Annotated in this window: 15 protein-coding genes; 5 read left to right on the forward strand and 10 right to left on the reverse strand. The window is 50.7% G+C overall.

Going from position 1 to position 16391, the window contains the following annotated elements:
* Window positions 1–847 precede the first annotated feature (847 nt).
* Window positions 848–1024, forward strand: a complete 177-nt coding sequence (locus X965_RS18955) for a GhoT/OrtT family toxin (RefSeq protein WP_004235197.1) — start codon at window positions 848–850, stop codon at window positions 1022–1024.
* Between the two features lie 6 nt (window positions 1025–1030).
* Here X965_RS18955 and X965_RS19320 read toward each other — a convergent pair whose 3' ends face one another.
* Entirely contained in the window at window positions 1031–1201 is a 171-nt protein-coding gene (locus X965_RS19320; RefSeq protein WP_155275476.1) for a hypothetical protein, read from the reverse strand.
* Window positions 1202–1277: 76 nt separating this feature from the next.
* A complete protein-coding gene (locus tag X965_RS08385) occupies window positions 1278–1478 on the reverse strand; it encodes a hypothetical protein (protein WP_004235196.1) in 201 nt (66 codons plus the stop codon).
* A 916-nt stretch (window positions 1479–2394) separates the two neighbouring features.
* Between X965_RS08385 and satP the strand changes: the two genes are divergently transcribed.
* Window positions 2395–2964, forward strand: a complete 570-nt coding sequence (gene satP, locus X965_RS08390) for an acetate uptake transporter (protein ID WP_004235192.1) — start codon at window positions 2395–2397, stop codon at window positions 2962–2964.
* Between the two features lie 64 nt (window positions 2965–3028).
* On the opposite strand, the gene X965_RS08395 is transcribed toward satP, so the two are convergent.
* A complete protein-coding gene (locus X965_RS08395; RefSeq protein ID WP_004235190.1) occupies window positions 3029–3568 on the reverse strand; it encodes a YfaZ family outer membrane protein in 540 nt (179 codons plus the stop codon).
* 296 nt (window positions 3569–3864) lie between these two features.
* Here X965_RS08395 and X965_RS08400 point away from each other — a divergent pair, with 296 nt between their 5' ends.
* Window positions 3865–5307, forward strand: a complete 1443-nt coding sequence (locus X965_RS08400) for a catalase (RefSeq protein WP_015422776.1) — start codon at window positions 3865–3867, stop codon at window positions 5305–5307.
* Window positions 5308–5368: 61 nt separating this feature from the next.
* On the opposite strand, the gene menE is transcribed toward X965_RS08400, so the two are convergent.
* The 6 genes from menE to X965_RS08430 form a co-directional block, all read right to left on the reverse strand.
* A complete protein-coding gene (menE, locus tag X965_RS08405) occupies window positions 5369–6760 on the reverse strand; it encodes an o-succinylbenzoate--CoA ligase (protein ID WP_036417749.1) in 1392 nt (463 codons plus the stop codon).
* Window positions 6760–7731 (reverse strand): o-succinylbenzoate synthase, encoded by a 972-nt coding sequence (gene menC / locus X965_RS08410; RefSeq protein WP_036417751.1) that lies wholly within the window; start codon window positions 7729–7731, stop codon window positions 6760–6762. Before menC ends, menE begins: the two co-directional genes overlap by 1 nt.
* Window positions 7731–8588, reverse strand: coding sequence for a 1,4-dihydroxy-2-naphthoyl-CoA synthase (menB, locus tag X965_RS08415; protein WP_004235182.1), 858 nt, complete (start codon window positions 8586–8588; stop codon window positions 7731–7733). Before menB ends, menC begins: the two co-directional genes overlap by 1 nt.
* Window positions 8589–8601: 13 nt before the next feature.
* Complete coding sequence (gene menH, locus X965_RS08420; RefSeq protein WP_004239877.1) at window positions 8602–9375, reverse strand: 2-succinyl-6-hydroxy-2,4-cyclohexadiene-1-carboxylate synthase; 774 nt, start codon at window positions 9373–9375, stop codon at window positions 8602–8604.
* Window positions 9372–11042: a 2-succinyl-5-enolpyruvyl-6-hydroxy-3-cyclohexene-1-carboxylic-acid synthase gene (gene menD, locus X965_RS08425; protein WP_032098402.1), complete on the reverse strand. Its 1671-nt coding sequence runs from the start codon at window positions 11040–11042 to the stop codon at window positions 9372–9374. Before menD ends, menH begins: the two co-directional genes overlap by 4 nt.
* 126 nt (window positions 11043–11168) lie before the next feature.
* Window positions 11169–12500 (reverse strand): isochorismate synthase, encoded by a 1332-nt coding sequence (locus X965_RS08430; protein ID WP_004239875.1) that lies wholly within the window; start codon window positions 12498–12500, stop codon window positions 11169–11171.
* A 184-nt stretch (window positions 12501–12684) separates the two neighbouring features.
* Here X965_RS08430 and X965_RS08435 point away from each other — a divergent pair, with 184 nt between their 5' ends.
* On the forward strand, window positions 12685–13884 hold the full coding sequence (locus X965_RS08435; protein WP_004239873.1) for an alpha-xenorhabdolysin family binary toxin subunit A: 1200 nt from the start codon (window positions 12685–12687) through the stop codon (window positions 13882–13884).
* Window positions 13885–13898: 14 nt separating this feature from the next.
* Entirely contained in the window at window positions 13899–14885 is a 987-nt protein-coding gene (locus tag X965_RS08440; RefSeq protein ID WP_032098405.1) for an alpha-xenorhabdolysin family binary toxin subunit B, read from the forward strand.
* A gap of 43 nt (window positions 14886–14928) precedes the next feature.
* Here the strand turns inward: X965_RS08440 and nuoN are convergent, their stop codons facing one another.
* Window positions 14929–16386 carry an NADH-quinone oxidoreductase subunit NuoN gene (nuoN, locus tag X965_RS08445; RefSeq protein ID WP_004239870.1) on the reverse strand — a complete coding sequence of 486 codons (1458 nt, stop codon included), beginning with the start codon at window positions 16384–16386 and terminating at the stop codon, window positions 14929–14931.
* Window positions 16387–16391: the final 5 nt, after the last annotated feature.

The raw sequence follows: 16391 nt of genomic DNA on the forward strand, positions 1-16391 counted from the left end.
AACTCAATAAAATCCATCAAAAACACACATAACGCCTTTGTTTTCATGATGTTATAATTTTTTTATTTTATATTCTTATTCATTAACTGATACTTTCAATTTAGCGCCCTATTCTGTTTTATTTTCTGATATTAAAACACATGATTAAATCAATATTAAAATAGCCCTCTTAATTAATCGTTATTTTTACAGAATTGGATAATTTAAAGTTCTCACAGAGAAAAACAGAAATGATAATAATAAAATTCAGATAAAAAATTAAACCGTGAAATAAAAACGTCGGTTATTACAAAATAATATACCTTTTTTCATTACCTGAAACATGCAGCAACACCGGGGATGCCCGTCAGCCTGCCGATCACTGCTTACCTCAGGCGGGCTCTGATTCCGGGCCAAACTTTGCTCTGTAACACACTCCTGTGAAAAAAAGCTTTCACCACAGACCCGTTTCCGCTAACATAGCGTTATATAATCTGTTATATACAGGATTGTATACATTGCTCTTAATATATTTTTGCCGGTCAGCTGACCGGCAATTTTTTTGTCTGCTATATCTGATTACGACGACTAAAAATGTGATCCGACCCGGCATTCAGCATAAAGACAGGAATAACCGTGTAGTAATTTTGTCATTAATCATTATTATCAGAACAGATAATCGTGCATTTCTTCGTTATTTTTCTTTATTTTTGCTCCCTTACGGGAGCATTTTCTTATCAGCCGGGCTGTAAAACACCGCTGCCGGCACGGAAAATCATAAAAATTCCGGTGCCGGCAGCAGATCCGCCATGATTTATCACGCGGGGTGAGGTACACTACCCGCATCAGTTTAACTAATGTAACCGTTATGTCCTCTGCACAGATTTTACTGACTATCTACGCAACAGGTGGTCTTCTTTCATTCATTCTGACTTTTTTCCTGACAAAAGATCCGAACCCGTTTTTCCGCCTGCTCAGTTGCCTGCTGATAGCCCTCACCTGGCCGATGTCATTACCGGTGGTTATTTTATTCTCTCTGTTCTGACAGGTTTTAAACCCACAATATTCCCGCTGTCATCACCAGACAAAAAAGCATCAGCCGCCCCCATGTCAGAAAACTGCCATGCTGCTGCCATAATGCATTTATTTCAGGTACCCGTGTGTAGCCGCGCTGACAAATACGGCGGCGGATATGACGGGCAAGGAAAAGACGGAATAACAAAAGAGAACCGCAACCACAAAAAGGGAGGGATTATGCGGCTGAGTTCTCCTTTATTGAGAATAATGGCTGATAACAATCAGTCCAGTGCATTGATGGCTTTTTCATAGATGACATTCATAAAGTCATCATTCTGCTGTTCCCAATATATTTCCAGCATCACCTGAATGGCTTCTTTAGTAACCGGCTCGCCACTTTTGCATAAAAGGACAGCGGCTCTGCCGATTGCCTGGCAAATTTCGCCATAAACATATGCATCGCTAACTCGTTCTGAAATCATATTTGTGCCTATTTATTTTAATATAACTACTGCCTTTCCGTCTTTAATTAAGACATCAGGGCATTGCTGTTGACTGACACCCCGGTAAGAATTATCTAAAAATTCCCTGTGATTTATTATCGTCACATTACGTTTAATGTTCAAAGAAAAACATATTATTCCGGAGAACATTTTTTTGAAAACAGCGAAAATTAACCACTATCAAATAGTTATACTAATTTTGTGTTATCATTGCTACGAATTGTTACTTTTCGGTTGTTTATTGGTTAATACTATATCATGCGATATGTGCTTTTTCGCTATTAAAATACATAAATTTATAAATTTTTACCCGCATAAATAACGTCCTTTTTTTCCCGGCAAATAAAATATATTAAATCACTTCGCCATACTCATTTATGGATTATTATAATCATACAAAATCTCAATACTCCCTCAACAGGCAGTGATTCACATTATTCCTTTACTGTTTGTGTGGGAATAAAGGCATTTACACAATACAGGGATATAAGTATTAACCGATATACACCACTCGCTTAATACGTAGTTATAATACTTTAGTTAATCATTCTTTTATTAATAACAGTAATAAACAAGCCGTTCCATACTATTATTTTTATTTCCTTACTTAGATAATATAATAAAATATTTCATCGTAATTACGCCTAATCATAATTTGAATACACTTATTACCGGTCAAAAAAACAGGTTATTCTGAACAGCGGGTAAACACACCCGATCTGCCATATTTTTAAACAAATCTGCCGTAAACAAGACATCTTGTTTTACAATATATTAATATTTAACATTTACCCTGCAAAAATCAGTTTTTTATAGTTGTATTTCTGTACATTTCCCCTTATCATCCGCGCCTTTGAATAGTGTGTCTCTCCTTTATTTATCTGATTGAGGTTCTATGAGCTCTGACCGTATTGCGAATCCAGGCCCGCTGGGCTTACTGGGATTTGGTATGACGACTATCCTGCTGAATGTCCACAACGCCGGATTCTTCCCGATGGCTTCTGTTATTCTGAGCATGGGGATTTTCTACGGTGGTATTGCGCAGGTCATCGCGGGTATTTTTGAATTTAAGAAAGGAAATACGTTCGGTGCGACTGCCTTTACGTCGTATGGCTTTTTCTGGATAAGTCTGGTCGGCATACTGCTGATGCCGTCAATGGGATTCGGTGAAGCAACCAGTCATGAATTCCTGGCTGTCTATCTGGCACTGTGGGGTATTTTCTCGTTCTTTATGTTTATTGCCACACTGAAAGCAAACCTGACACTGCGCGCGGTTTTCTTTTTACTGGTGATTTTATTTGCCCTGCTCGTTATCGGTAATGCTACCGGTAATGCCGCATTACTGAAATTTGCCGGTTATGAAGGTATTTTATGTGGTGCGACTGCATTTTATCTGGCAATGGCTGAAGTTCTGAATGAACAGTATGGCCGGACAATTTTACCAATCGGTGAACGTCACGCCTGATGACACGATTTCTGTATAAAAAAACCCGTTCAGTGAACGGGTTTTTTTGTCTGCAAAACGGGGATCAGAAACTCAGACCCGCGCCCAGATAAGCGCCATCCGCAATACGGTTTTCATGACCGCTGTTGGATTCAACTTCAATCTTACGGTAACCGGCTTTGACATTCAGCGGGGCAAATACTGTCCAGTTTGCACCGACATCCGCTTCTTTATAAGAGTCGTTACCGGAAGTCAGGCCTGACGGCGCACCGTAAAACTCACCGTAAACACGTACTGACGGCAGAATGCTCCATGCCACACCGACACCCGGAGCCACGGCCATACCTTTCTTACCCACTTCAGGGTCGATGTAAACCGCTTTACCGCCGACACTCGCGGAAACCGGGCCCAGCGGGAAAGCAAATTTGGCACGCGCGCCGCCTAACTGCCCCTGGTGATCACTGCGCGCCCAGTTACCGTCAAATGACAGACCGGAGTACGGGTCACCTAAGCCCACATTGATATCAGTAAATTTCTTACCGGCTTCAACATCCATAGAGATTGCGTTTGCAGCACCTGCCGCAAGCATCAGTGTTGCAGCCACAGCTGCTTTATATTTTTTCATTTTTGCCACCACATAAATTCAGACAGGGTTTCGGGCATTTTCCCCGAAACTGTCACCGTTTGAAAGTTAATATTCTGATTTTTATGTAAAGTTATCTATATCCGCCATCAATAGGTCACACCAATCCATCAAATCGACACATTCTTTTTATGACAGTGCTATATTTTATACCAAGTTATAAATACAGATAAAAACAACAATGCTCAGTGCAATTTATGACTTACCATGCTGATTTTGCACATCGCGCCAATTTCTGCAATCAGTGTCTTTTTTCCTTTACCGACTGGAGATATGTGATGAAAAAGAAAGGATTAACAACGGCTGCGGGCGCACCCGTCGTTGATAACAACAATGTCATGACTGCCGGAAAACGCGGCCCGATGCTGTTACAGGATGTGTGGTTTCTGGAAAAACTGGCGCATTTTGACCGCGAAGTGATCCCTGAGCGCCGTATGCACGCCAAAGGCTCCGGTGCGTTCGGTACATTTACAGTAACCCATGATATTACCCGTTTTACCCGCGCAAAAATTTTCTCTCAGGTCGGTAAAAAAACCGATATGTTTGCCCGCTTCTCCACCGTGGCCGGTGAGCGCGGCGCGGCAGATGCAGAGCGCGACATCCGCGGCTTTGCCCTGAAATTTTATACCGAGGAAGGTAACTGGGATATGGTCGGTAACAACACGCCGGTGTTCTACCTGCGTGACCCGCTGAAATTCCCGGATCTGAACCACGTGGTGAAACGTGACCCGCGCACCAACCTGCGCAATATGGCTTATAAGTGGGATTTCTTCTCTCATCTGCCTGAATCCCTCCACCAGCTGACCATCGATGTCAGTGACCGTGGTCTGCCGCAGAGCTTCCGCCATATGCACGGCTTCGGCAGTCATACTTACAGCTTTATCAACGGTAATAACGAGCGTTTCTGGGTGAAATTCCATTTCCGCTGCCAGCAGGGTATTGCCAACCTGATGGATGATGAAGCAGAACAGTTAATCGGGAAAGATCGTGAAAGCTCACAGCGTGATCTGTTCAATGCGATCGAGAAAGGCGATTATCCGCGCTGGAACCTGCAAATTCAGGTGATGCCGGAAACTGATGCGGCAAAAGTACCGTATAACCCGTTTGACCTGACCAAAGTATGGCCGCATGCGGATTATCCGCTGATGGATGTCGGTTATTTCGAGCTGAACCGTAACCCTGAAAACTATTTCTCCGATGTGGAACAGGCGGCATTCAGCCCGGCCAACGTGGTTCCCGGCATTGGTTTCTCACCGGATAAAATGTTGCAGGGCCGTCTGTTCTCCTACGGCGATGCTCACCGCTACCGTTTAGGGGTCAATCACCATCAGATCCCGGTCAATAAACCACGCTGCCCGTTCCACAACTATCACCGTGACGGTGCAATGCGTATCGACGGTAACAGCGGTAATGCGGAAACGTATGAGCCGAACAGTGCCGGTCTCTTTCAGGAGCAGCCGGATTTCAGCGAGCCGCCACTGTCTGTGGACGGTGCCGCCGACCACTGGAACCACCGCGAAGATACCGATTACTTCAGCCAGCCTCGTGCGCTGTATGAATTACTCAGCGACGCCGAGCATCAGCGTATGTTTGCCCGTATCGCCGGTGAACTGGTGCAGGCAGCCGAAGAAACACAAGCCCGCCAGATAGCACTGTTTAAACAGGTGCATCCGGAGTACGGTGCCGGTGTGGAAGCCGCGATCGCAAAACTGAAAAAATAATCGTGTGATAACATGACAAAACCGCTGCGTTCACTGACCGCAGCGGTTTTTTTATATGAACTCAGTTGGTATGAAAACGATCCTGCGCCATCTGAATCAGCGGTGCGCGGGTGCGTTTGATACCACCGGCCGCATCCGCTTCCGGTAATGCATAGCAGGCCGCCGGGCGCATAAATGCAGGCAGTTCCGCCAGGCACCAGTCACTGAAATGCTGACGCTGTTCGTCTGTCCAGTCATCATAATCACGGATCAGATACACCGGTACAGCACCAAACTCCTCGCTGCTGACCGGTACCACCAGACACTCCGTGATCAGCGGATAGTACATAAGCTGCTTTTCTGTCACTTCCGGCTGCACATTCTCACCACCGCAGCAGAAAAGATTATCCAGCCGGCCGTCGATCACCAGTTCACCGTCCTGCATATGGCCTTTGTCGCGGGTCGGATACCAGCCGTCATGGGACGGCAGTGTATGCAGTGCACCATTCAGCCAGACACCGGCGGCAAAACTGTCACCTTTAACCAGGATTTGCTGTTGTTCATCCAGGCGGATATCTTTGCCGTGCAGCGGATGTCCGACACCCGGTTTGCCGTCCGCCCGTTTGGCACAGACAGTTGAGGCAAATTCGGTCATACCGTAGCCGCACCAGCAGCGGATCCCGCGGGCTTCCGCTGCTTCCGTCAGCGCAACAGGGATAGCCGCACCACCGAGCAGAACATCCCGCAGCGGCGGTAGTGTGTCCGGTGACTGCAGCAGACGCCAGAGCTGTGTTGGTACCAGAGAAGCATGAGTACATCCGCGCAGCGATTCCGCCAGCGTTTCCCCCTCCGCCCTGAGAACCATTTCCCCGCCCTGCAGCAGCCAGCGCCAGAGAATCCCCTGTCCGGAAACATGACACAGCGGCAGTGATAACAGCCAGCTGTCATCTGCCTGATAGTCCAGCAGTGAAACCACGCCCTGCGCCGCAGCCAGATGTGCGACCGGACGGTGGGCAATGGCTTTCGGTAACCCGGTGGATCCGGAGGTCAGTATCAGCGTTGCCAGCCGTTTCGGATGCGGGATCACGTCCGGCGGAGCCATGCCGGTCACAGACGGATCCAGTGTTTTCAGCGGCAGCGCGATTGTACCGTCGCTCCGGTCACACACATAATCCGCATCGAGAGACGCGACCAGTTCTGCCTGTAACCCGCGCGGTAATGCGGGATTGAGTATCAGAATCACTGCCCCGCAGCGCAGCAGCGCCAGAAAATCGATTACCAGCTCTGTGCTGTTTTTGCCGCGCAGCACCACGCAGTTACTTTCCCGCAATCCCTGCTGATAAAACCCGGCGGCGCGGGCATCCGCGAGAGCTGCCAGTTCTGTCCATGTCAGCGATGAGTCCGCACAGCGCAGCGCAGTTTTATCCGGTGTCTGCTGAGCATGCGCAACCCACGGCCATTGTGCTGCCGTCATTACCATTGTCCTGTCTGAGTTAATTGATCTGCGGTTATCAGTGTCAGTGTACTGCCCGGCCACGGACGCACCAGCTGTGACTGCATCAGGGAGAGCGTATCCAGCCCCGGCAGGGTATCCGGCGTCAGCCATCCGGCAAGACGGGCCAGTTGTGTCAGGCCGAAACTGCTCTCCACCGAGGAGCTGATCACCGCCTGCAACCCTTCGCGGTGCGCCGCTGTGATCAGTTCACGGCAGCGGGCGATACTGCCCGTCAGCGTGGGTTTGATCACAATCGCTGCCACGCCGGGCTGTGCTGTTACCGTAAAGCCCGGTTCACGGACAGATTCATCCCAGGCGATAGCAATACCGGTATCCTGCGCATAACACAGGGATTCTTCCGGCGTTTTGCACGGCTCTTCGAGAAAATCAATCCGGGTGCGGTGCTCCGGTGCCACATATTTCGCGAAACCATCCGCTTTGGTACGGGTCCAGCTGCGGTTGGCATCCAGGCGCAGACGCAGATCCGGCACCGCCTCCAGCAGTAAATTGACCACCATACCGTCACGAACCGCCTCATACAGCCCGACTTTCACTTTAGCGATTTTCTCACCTTCCATGGCATCGAGCGCAAGGATCAGATCATCCGGGTCACCGGTACAGAGCGGTGCTTTGCGGGTATTGAGAGTCTGCGGCAGCGTATCATCCAGCTCAGCAAGTGCGCAGCTCAGCCCGAATGCGACTGACGGCAGCGGGCTTTCCGCCGGATTGCTGCGCTGACACCAGGCCGTAATCCACGCTTCCGCCGCCTGTTGTGCTTCAGTGAGGGTTTCTCGGCTGAATTCCGGCAGCGGGGAGATTTCCCCCCATCCTTCGCGGTCATCTTCCCGCAGACAGACCAGCAGTCCGTCACGGGTTTTCAGGCGCTGATTACGCAGAATAACGCCTGCCTCCATCGGCAGGCTGAAACTGTACAGTGTAGCGTGGCGCATTACGGGTTACGTTTGAATTTAGAGAAATCCGGTGAGCGTTTTTCGTTGAATGCATTACGCCCTTCCTGACCTTCTTCGGTCATGTAGAACAGCATGGTGGCATTACCCGCCAGCTCCTGCAGACCGGACTGGCCGTCACAATCCGCATTGAGTGCCGCTTTCAGGCAGCGCAGCGCCATCGGACTGTTTTCCAGCATCTCACGGCACCAGCGCACGGTTTCTTTTTCCAGATCCGCGTAAGGCACCACGGTGTTGACCAGTCCCATATCCAGTGCTTCCTGTGCATTGTACTGACGGCACAGGAACCAGATTTCACGGGCTTTCTTCTGGCCGACAATCCGCGCCATATAAGAAGCACCCCAGCCGCCGTCAAATGAACCGACTTTCGGCCCGGTCTGGCCGAATACCGCATTATCCGCCGCAATGGTCAGGTCACAAATCATGTGCAGCACATGGCCGCCGCCGATAGCATACCCCGCCACCATCGCCACCACCGGCTTCGGACAGGTACGGATATCACGCTGTAAATCGAGCACATTCAGATGATGTGTGCCGCTGTCATCACGGTAGCCGCCGTAGTCACCGCGGATTTTCTGGTCACCGCCCGCACAGAAGGCTTTTTCGCCCTGTCCGGTAAAAATAATGGTACCGATGCCGTCATCATAACGGGCATTCGCCAGCGCACTGATCATCTCTTTCACTGTTAACGGACGGAACGCGTTGCGCACCTGCGGACGGTTAATGGTGATTTTGGCGATACCGTCTTTTGATTTATGAAACAGAATATCCTGATAATCGCCGGTGCAGTCGACCCATTCAACCGGGGCAGAGAGCTTTTCTTCGCTCGGATACATCATAGCGGTGAGTTCCTTAAACAGAATGTAATGATAAAAATGTCCGGACTGTCTCCGCAAACGCAGCGGGATTTGCCTGATGGGTGTTATGCCCGGCATATTGGATAGTCCGTAACGGAAAATGATGTGCCTCTGCAATGGCGCGGAATTTGCTGTCCCGCTCACCGCAGAGATAGAGCAGCGGCAGATTCAGGGCATGCAGTTTCTCCGCCAGCTGCGGCTGATGCCCGAGCGAGGTGTCCGACAGCATATCCGCGATCGCAAAAGCATTATGATGCAGATGCTGCTCTACCCGCTGCTGTCGCTGAACCTCATTGAGATCAGCAAAAACGCCCTGACGATACCAGTCATACAGCACCGATGCCAGCGGACGTTCACGTAACTGTTGTGCCCAGCGGTTATCATGCAGCAGCCGGGCATTGCGCTCATCGAGTGTGGCAAGCCCGGGATTCCCGGCTTCAATAATCAGACCGCGCAACCCTGCCCGGTCGCCGTATGCAGCGTGATACATCGCCAGCCGCCCGCCGAGAGAGTAGCCAATCAGCCAGTAATCGTCTGCCTGATGTGCGGCCAGGGTATCAGCAATCAGCTGACTGACATGCGGAAAATTTTTTGCGCGGACGGATTGTGAGCCGCCGTGACCCGGCAAATCAATCAGTAATGAGGGATAATTTCCGGCTTCTGCTGCTGCCGTCAGCCACTCTTCTTTATTTCCCCACAGACCGTGCAGCCAGACCAGCCACGGACCGGGCCTGTCCGCATAACAGCGCTGTGCGGCCAGAACCGTCATTGTGCTGCCTCACGGACCAGCTGCTGAAGGTATTTTGCGCCCTCGTCGCCGTTTGTCACCACCTCAATCACGGTAGCAGAGTGCTGTGACCAGGCTTTGCTGACGGCGGCTTTCAGTGACGGCCAGTCCTGCGGAGCACTGTAGCTGAGGCCGAACATCTGCGCCGCACCGGCAAAACTGACCGACTGCGGCATACAGTAAAAGCGCTGACGCTCCTGTTCCGGTGTCGGCAGCATGGAAAAGATTTGTCCGCCATTGTTGTTGACGATCAGCAGAACAAACGGCCCGGAGGTATAACGCAGCAGTGCCAGGCTGTTGAGATCATACAGCGCGGAGATATCCCCGACGACAGCAAGTGCCGGTTTGGCACTGCCGCGCTGAACACCGGCCGCCGTGGAAATCAGGCCGTCGATACCGCTCGCGCCCCGGTTGCTGTACACAGGATAACCGCACGGCAGTTGAGCAAACGCATCAATCAGCCGGACAATCAGGCTGTTACCGGCAAATAAAATGCCCTGCGGCGGCAGCAGTTCCGGCAGGCGGCAGGCAATCTGCGCCTCGCCCCAGCCATCGCCCAGGGTTTCTGTAACATGCGTGTTCAGTGCCTGCGTCCATTCCGCCAGTTGCGGAGCCCACGGTGTGCGGGTTTGTGCCGGATGGTCATCCAGCCATTCGCTGACACTGCATTCAAATTTGCGGCCCCGGTGATTTGCCGGATCCAGCCGTCCCGGGATAGTATCCACAATCCAGTATTCCGGCGGCGTGCAGGCAGCCTGCCACTGTAAAAGCCGTTTGCCGGTCAGGCTTGAGCCGAACTGGATCACCACATCCGCCTGAGCCAGTACTTCGCGGTAACGCGGGGATGCCAGCCAGAGATCCGCATGCGGCAGCAGTTGCCCGGTCTGGGAAAGCACATCACTGATCAGCGGCCAGCCGAGACATTCAGCCCACTGGCGCAACTGTTTACCTTCGGCGGCCTGCATACGTCCGGCAATAATCACACCTTTTTTCTGCCGCCAGAAGAACCAGTCATCCACGCTGATCACCGATGTACAACGGGTCTGCTGCAACCAGGGTTTATCACTCTGCCACCAGTTGCCGAGTTGTGCCTGCCATTCTTTGCCGGTCTGTCCGTCATCGTCATACAGCGGTTCGGCAAACGGACAGTTAATATGCGCTGCGCCGTGCTGCAGGCGGTTCATGATGTCATCGAGGGAAGAGACCAGCCAGGACGCCGGGATATCAAAAACCGGACGCGGCAATGCCAGTGCGGCAAACGGATGAGAAGAAAAAATACCGGGCTGGCGGATAGCCTGGTTTGCACCGCAGTCAATCAGTTCCGGCGGGCGGTCGGCGGTCAGAAAAACGAGGCGTTCGCCGGTCAGTCCGGCCTCAATCAGTGCCGGATAAAGATTTGCCACCGCCGTACCGGAGGTGACAATCACCGCCACCGGCAGCCGGGTGCTTTTCGCCAGTCCCAGCGCCAGATGCGCGAGTCCGCGCTCATCAAAATGGGTGTGACAGATAAATTTGTCATCGGCGGCAGCAGCCAGTGTCAGCGGTGTTGACCGGGATCCCGGGGCGATACAGATATGACGCAGCCCGTGACGGCTCAGCGCCTCCAAAATCACTTCCGCCCAGCGGCGGTTCAATGCACTGTTTGACATAGCTCACCTTTCCTGACCTGTAGTTCTCCGTAGTCTACGGATTGACTCAGGAAATACCTTAATGTAGTTCAATAAACCGGTGGATTATTTCACGGTTTCTGCCCCGGCAAGCAGAAAATTGCACAATCAGTGAGCGTCGCTCTCCAGCAGTGTTCTCAGACCCGCGGCTTTATTTTCAATTTCACACCACTCTGCCTGCGGATCCGAACCGGCAACAATGCCTGCTCCGGCATACAAATCCACCCGGCTGCCGCTGATTTTCGCACAGCGCAGCGACACCGCAAATTCACTGCGGGACGGGCTGCAATAACCGCCGCTGCCCGCATACCAGTCACGGTCAAACGGTTCGTTATCCCGTAAAAAGGCCAGCGCGGCACTGCGCGGCAGACCGGCAACGGCGGCCGTCGGCTGCAGACGCTGTAAACAATCACTGTCACGGGGGGCATATAACGTGGCAGAAATAACACGGTAAAGATGCTGCACTTTGCGCAGGCGGATCACCGCCGCTGCACTCACATCCAGCGCACTGACTGCCCCCTGCAGGCGCTGACAAATATCATCAACCACCACACTGTTTTCATGCACATTCTTTTTATCAGCCAGAAGCCATTGCGCCGCTTGTGCCGCGCGGTCATCTTCCGGATAGTTTGCCACTGTTCCCGCCAGCGCTTCGGTATACAACTGAGCTCCGGCCCTGAAATAGAGGCGTTCCGGCGGTGAAGCCACAAACGCAGTATTTGGTCCGGTGGCAAGCATATAGTGAAAACAGCGGTGATTGCAGTCACAACTGGCCTGCATAAATGCCGCCGGAGAGACCGGCGCGGAGAGTTCCAGTGCGGTTTTACGGGCCGTCACTACTTTTTCCATTTCTCCGCCGGTAATGGCTGTCACCGCATCCGTCACCAGCTGTGTCCAGCCCGCTTCATCCGGCTGATGCCGCGCACTGATAACCGTGCTGTTCAATGCCGGAATTTCTGTCTGCCAGACCAGCGAACGCAGAAATTCTGTGGTCTCTTCCGCCGGGCGGCGGCTGTCAATATTGACCAGAAAGTGTGTTTCACTGCCGGATATCCGCAGTTCGGCACGGGGAACAAACAGATAACTGCCGCCGGTACCCTGTGGCGGAGACGGGGTATCAAACTGCCAGCTGTTCAGCCCCCAGATCCGGATTTGACTCTGTGCCGGTAAGGTATCCAGCAGCGCCTGAGCATCACTGATATGCGTGAAGCGACACACTTCCCCGCACACTGCCGCTGTTTCTGTACCGTCGCGGTGCTGCCAGTAGAATTGCGGCCAGCAGGTCTGCGCATTCAGCCAGCCGGTCAGCGCTGACGGGGGTAATACCGCTGCCAGTAATGGCGACAGAGTCACCGCGTACTGATAAATACCATCGGGTTTATTTTTGTTATGCGTTATTTCAGTACAGACCTGAGAAATAAAATCAGAAAAAAGAGTCACTGCTTGCTCCGGATATGCAAAATGCGCGGGTCTCTGTGATTATACGGTGAGATAAAAATTATTAAAACCATCCTTCTTTTTTATCCTTGTCACCGTTGTGCATTTTGAACAATTAATGCGGAAACCGATTCTGCTTCGGCCCCATTCACCACAGAGTTACGTATCTCATTACAGGGAGATATTTATGCACACACAAACCATGCCGGTTGACCGGATTATTACAGCGGATGAAATTGCCCCCGCCACGTTAAAGTTACTTCTGAATGAAGAAGACGATACTTTCCGGCCTGCGGGTATATTCACACATAATGATCTGGTTCATATCAAACGTTATATTCACTACGGAATGACCCTTCCCCGGGAAACAGAAGATGTTATTGAGTTTATCGGATACAGAGATACAGAGCTGCCCGGTTTTGAGCCTCATAATATTCAGCATTTATTTGTCCATATTCATCAGCATGCTCTGAGCTGGGAGCATGTTGAATCCATGACAAAACAACAGGCGATTGATCTTGAAATTGCCGGTGCCGCTATTACGGCAACCGGTAACTATATTCTGAATGCCATCAATGAAATGCCGGTGATCCGCCGGGCTGAAGTTTTATTACAGGATGCAACCGCGGATAAATTAAAAGATATCACTTACAGGAGGCAGGACAACGTTATTTCCGGAGAACTGACAAAAATATTATCTGCCATGAAAGACGATATTACGGAAGAACGGCAAAAAACACAGCAGGTAAAAAATATCATTTCCCGCTTCCGGCTGGAATTAACCGGCGGAACAGATGAATCCGGGAATGAAATTCCGTCTCTGATTTATGAAGTCAAACGTAAACAAAAAATATTATTAAAAAACCGGGATGGTGACACCACCCGCGAACTGCAGTCTGAGATACGGGTCAGAAATGAAGAGATTGAAATTCTGAAGCGCGAGTACAGCCAGTTTGTGAAGCTCTCATTCTCCGGTCTGGTCGGCGGTATTATCGGGCTGATTATCACAGGGGGTATTTTTGGTTACCGCGCCGAACAGGTACGCCGCCGTAAAAATAAATTACTGGAAGAAGTAGCAGAGCTGGAAGAACAGGTTATTTCCCGGCAAGCTATACAACAGCTGATTATCAGACTGGATAAAGAACTGAGCACACTGGACGGTTATTTTACTGATGCTCATGTTGCCGTCGATCATCTCGATTTCATGTGGCAGGTCATGCTGACAGAAATTACTGAATCCCTGAATACCTTTATGCAGATAAATGATGCATACAGCCTCTTACAATTTTCTTTGCATCTGAAAAAAATCACACTTCCCTGGCAGCGTGTTCGTGGCTATGCAAAAGAACTCGTCGCTATTTTTGATACCGCTAATCTGGCAGCATAATGAAGGAGATTATTATGATATATTCTGACATCAATCCTGAAAACATTACCCTGGCACATATTAAAGCTAAAATTAATGATATCAGTAAGAATATTGAAGCATTGTCATTACCTACCGCTGATCTGCATGCTCAGCTCCGTGATATTAAAAAATGGCAGACACGGATGCTGAATATTATTTCATCAGAATCCGCAACCATTTATTCTCAGCTGCATAGTTTAGATCCGGATGTTCTATTTAATGCCCTCTCTTCGGATACCGAAGCTAATTCTTTTTCACTACCTCATGAAAAACAAATTTACGGGTTTTTGCTCAGTCAGATTAATACCATCTATCATTCTGTGAATACGATTAATACTCAGTTTAATACTGAATATGATACTACCGCGCTCCCGTTACTGCAGGGCGGATTATTACATCAGCAGTCCTATCTGGACAAAACGATCACCATGGCACTGCCGGATATTGAAAAATTTACCTGTGATAAATTGTATTGGGAGGAAAAACTGGCTGTAATTATTCAGTCAGAAGAGATTATTCATCAGCGCGGATTTCAGTCAATCTTCGGTACAACCACACTGCCAACCGCTGAACAACTGAAGGATGTAGAGTTGTCCTCTTCCGAACGATTTATTCTCAATGAACTCCAGCGTGTTATTTCCGCTGTAGTAAATACTCTGACAGAGGGGCTGAGCTATGCTCAGCTGGTCGATACCAGAACAACAGTCAGTCAACGGATCTATGATCTCAGTAAAATTATCCGTAATCTGAAAAAAGACCTGAAACACATGCAGGATCAGATGCAGGAAGTCAGTAATGCGCAGGTGTTACTGCCTGAGCTGCGGGAATTTAACAACCGGATCAGTACGGTATTATTGCACTGGCTGCAAAGTGTCAGTCAGTATGAGCCTTATTTAAGCCAGAATGTCCCTCTTCCCGGGCTCGATAGCCTTATTCTGGCGCACCGCCGCTATTTTTCGGTCTTTATCGGTATGGCATAAAAAAACCGGGCTGAAATCAGCCCGGTTTTTCTCAGTACAAATATCAGTAACTCAGAACTGCGAATCCGGTCAGTGTAATAAACGGCTGCGGCCAGATACCGAGCACGACCACGATAATCGCGGAGAGCAGAACCACAATACCGCCTGCACTCATCGCCCAGTTGGATGGTGCCATACGGGCCGGAGATTCCGAACCGCGGATATAGAGGCTGATCATCATACGCAGGTAGTAATACAGACCGATTGCACTGCCGAGTACCACAGCGGCTGTCAGCCACCACAGTTCCGCATTCACGGCGGTCGCCACCACGAAGAACTTACCGATAAAGCCGAACGTCATCGGGATCCCGGCCAGTGACAGCATCATTACGGTCATGACCGCAGCCAGAACCGGCTTACGCCAGAACAGGCCGCGATAGGCATGCAGGGAATCCGCATCCGGCCCGGTGTACGGACTGGACATCAGACTGACCACACCGAACGCACCGAGGCTGGCAAACAGATAACCCGCCAGGTAGATACCCGCTGTCTCTTCTGCCAGTTTCGGATCATTCACCGCGATAAAGGCCACCAGCAGATAACCGAGGTGTGCGATCGAAGAGTAACCCAGCATACGCTTGATGCTGTTCTGGGTGATCGCCATCAGGTTACCGAACAGGATTGAGGCAATCGCAATCACCGTCAGAACGGTCTGCAATGTCCCGGAATCCGCCATCGGCGCGAGTACCAGCAGGCGCAGCACCGCAGCGAAAATCCCGATCTTGCTGGCGGTTGCCAGGAAGGTGGAGACCGGTGCCGGAGCACCCTGATACACATCCGGTGTCCATAACTGGAACGGGAACAGGGACAGTTTAAAGCCGATACCGACAATCATCATCCCCAGTCCGGTCAGAACCAGCGGCTGATGGATCTGACTGTCCGCCAGGCTGCGGCCTAAGCCCTGAAAAGATAAGTCACCGGATTCCGCGTACAGCAGCGCCATCCCGAACAGCAGGAAGGACGAAGCCGCCGCTGACATCAGCATATATTTGATGGACGCTTCCAGCGAACGCTTCTGGCGGAAGGCATAGCCGATCAACCCGAACAGCGGCAGTGTCAGCAGTTCAATCCCGATAAAGAAGGATGCCAGGTGATCCGCGCCCGACAGCAGGATGCCGCCGAGTGTGGCAATCAGTACCAGCAGATAGAACTCTTCTTTGTTATCCGGATAGGTCTCCAGCCACGAATACGCAAAGGTCGTGGTGGCCAGTGACGAGATCAGGATAAGCCCGGTGTAAAACATGCTGTAGCCGTCGATGTGCACCAGCGGTGTCACATCCATCGCCGGCTGCTGTCCGACAAAGTACAGAGACAGCAGCGCGAGGTTCAGACCAACGACGGTCAGTGTGGCATTAATAAAGTGATCGCGTCGCCACGCAATGGACAGCATCACAACCACCACTGTCAACCCGATAATCAGCAGTGGTGAGAGTGCGATCAGTTGTTGAGGAGTTATTGTCATGGCGC

Origin of the sequence: Morganella sp. EGD-HP17 (genome assembly GCF_000512315.2) — a bacterium.
In the GTDB taxonomy this organism is placed as follows: Bacteria; Pseudomonadota; Gammaproteobacteria; order Enterobacterales; family Enterobacteriaceae; genus Morganella; species Morganella morganii.

Excerpts from the sequence above, each read along its gene's own strand:
- X965_RS08395 (WP_004235190.1), bottom strand. The coding sequence starts at position 3,568 with ATGAAAAAATATAAAGCAGCTGTGGCTGCAACACTGATGCTTGCGGCA.
- menC (WP_036417751.1), bottom strand. The coding sequence starts at position 7,731 with ATGCGCCACGCTACACTGTACAGTTTCAGCCTGCCGATGGAGGCAGGC.
- menH (WP_004239877.1), bottom strand. The coding sequence starts at position 9,375 with ATGACGGTTCTGGCCGCACAGCGCTGTTATGCGGACAGGCCCGGTCCG.
- menD (WP_032098402.1), bottom strand. The coding sequence starts at position 11,042 with ATGTCAAACAGTGCATTGAACCGCCGCTGGGCGGAAGTGATTTTGGAG.
- X965_RS18955 (WP_004235197.1), top strand. The coding sequence starts at position 848 with ATGTCCTCTGCACAGATTTTACTGACTATCTACGCAACAGGTGGTCTT.
- menB (WP_004235182.1), bottom strand. The coding sequence starts at position 8,588 with ATGATGTATCCGAGCGAAGAAAAGCTCTCTGCCCCGGTTGAATGGGTC.
- X965_RS08435 (WP_004239873.1), top strand. The coding sequence starts at position 12,685 with ATGCACACACAAACCATGCCGGTTGACCGGATTATTACAGCGGATGAA.
- X965_RS08440 (WP_032098405.1), top strand. The coding sequence starts at position 13,899 with ATGATATATTCTGACATCAATCCTGAAAACATTACCCTGGCACATATT.
- nuoN (WP_004239870.1), bottom strand. The coding sequence starts at position 16,386 with ATGACAATAACTCCTCAACAACTGATCGCACTCTCACCACTGCTGATT.
- menE (WP_036417749.1), bottom strand. The coding sequence starts at position 6,760 with ATGACGGCAGCACAATGGCCGTGGGTTGCGCATGCTCAGCAGACACCG.
- X965_RS08385 (WP_004235196.1), bottom strand. The coding sequence starts at position 1,478 with ATGATTTCAGAACGAGTTAGCGATGCATATGTTTATGGCGAAATTTGC.
- X965_RS08400 (WP_015422776.1), top strand. The coding sequence starts at position 3,865 with ATGAAAAAGAAAGGATTAACAACGGCTGCGGGCGCACCCGTCGTTGAT.
- satP (WP_004235192.1), top strand. The coding sequence starts at position 2,395 with ATGAGCTCTGACCGTATTGCGAATCCAGGCCCGCTGGGCTTACTGGGA.